The organism is Mycobacteriales bacterium (assembly GCA_036497565.1).
Taxonomy (GTDB): Bacteria; Actinomycetota; Actinomycetes; order Mycobacteriales; family QHCD01; genus DASXJE01.
Window position 1 is genome coordinate 1 of the sequence record DASXJE010000128.1, and the last position, 1,680, is coordinate 1,680.

The 1,680-nt window shown below is 71.1% G+C and carries 2 protein-coding genes; both read right to left on the minus strand.

Features of this window, described 5'->3' with window-relative positions; genetic code table 11:
• The coding region (locus VGH85_11220) for a homocysteine S-methyltransferase family protein (GenBank protein HEY2174371.1) at positions 1–723 on the minus strand (723 nt) is incomplete at its 3' end.
• Positions 720–1,680: helix-turn-helix domain-containing protein (locus tag VGH85_11225; GenBank protein HEY2174372.1), on the minus strand; the 961-nt coding region annotated here is incomplete at its 5' end. The genes VGH85_11225 and VGH85_11220, both read right to left, overlap by 4 nt.

Below are 1,680 nucleotides of genomic sequence, written 5' to 3' on the forward strand. Positions count from 1 at the left end.
GTTCGGCTGCGCGCTGACCGGGACATTGGAGTAGCGGACGAGGTCCTCGGCGACGGCGAGCATCCGCTGCGGGCCGATCGTGCAGTTGGTGCCGATCATCGCGACCGGCAGTTCGCTCAGCACCCGGGCGACCTCGCGCGGTGTCTCGCCGCCGAGGGTGTGCGCGTCGTCGGCGAACGTCGCCTGCGCGATCAGCGGCAGGTTGCACACCGAGGACGCGACGCTCACCGCCTCTACCAGCTCGTCCAGGTAGCCGAACGTCTCGAGGACCAGCAGGTCCGGTCCCGCCGCGGACAGTGCCAGGATCTGCTCGCGAAGCACTTCCATCCGTTCGGACGACCCGACGCCCCGCCGTTGGATGGCGGTCACCGCCGGGGACACCGAACCCGCGACCAGCACCGGCCGCCCGGCCCGCGCGACCGCCGCCCGGGCCAGCCGTACCCCGGTCCGGTTGATCTCCTCGACCTTGTCGGGGAAGCCGTGATCACCGAGCCACAGGCGGTTGGCGCCGAACGTGTTGGCCTGGATGATGTCCGCGCCCGCCGACAGGTAACTGTCGTGGATCGTCTCGACAAGACCGGGGTCGGACAAGTTGAGTTCGGGCAGCGACCGGTCCAGCGCCGCGCCGGCGGCGTGCAGCATCGTTCCCATCGCGCCGTCGCACACCAGTACCCGACCCGACGACAGCAGCAGGGCCGCCGTGCCTGCCCCCGCAGCACTCATGATTGTCCCTCCGGCAGCGCATCGAGGATCTCGAGCGCCACCTGCGCGATCAGCCGGTCCCGGTAGTTGTCGAGCCGAAGGCTCGTGATCTCCTCGATCCGCTTGATACGGTACGCCACCGTATTGGGGTGTACGTGCAGCAGCCTCGACGCCCGCTGCGGGCTGTTGTTCTCCCGGAAGTAGCAGGCGAGGGTGGCCAGGTATTCGGACTTGTGCTCGTGCTCGTGCTCGCTCAGCTTGCCGAGCACCTCGCGGGCGAACGCCCGCAGCTCGCCCAGGTCGGGCACCTGCAGCAGCAGCCGGTGGATGCCGAGGTCCTCGAACGCGGATACCACCCCGGTGCGGCCCAGGCGCCACAGCGTCTGGGTGGTGCGGTGCGCCTGGTCGTAGGAGTCGGCGATCCCCTCGGGGTCACGGCAGACGCCGCCGATTCCGATGACGACCTTGGCGCCGGGGAACAGCTCCGACAGCCGGGCCAGGCACGCGGACGCCAGCTTACGCGGGTCGGGCGACGCGGCGGCGACGACGACCACCTCGTCCTCGCGGGCGGACACGATCGCCTCCGGCGCCCGTGTGGTCATGAAATGCTCGATGCTCTCCCTGATGCGCTGCCGTAGCGCCTCCGCGTCGGCGGCGCGCGACGGCGGCAGCTCGAACGCGATCGCAGCGACGTGGTGCTCGCGGGACGGGTCGTAGCCGAGGTGGGCGGCCCACCGGCCGGCGTCGCCCGCGTCCCGGCCGCGGCCCAGCAGCAGCCCCTCGACCAGGTCGTCGCGGACGCGGCGGGCGGCGGCCTGCACGACCCGCTCGCGGCCGAGGATCACCCCGCAGATCGTGGCGGCGTGCTCGGTGACCAGCAGCGACATGTCCTCACCGAACGTCTCCTCGGACGGGTCGAGCGTGATCAGGTAGGACGGGACCTCGTCGCCGACCAGGATCGGGGCGACGATGATGGCG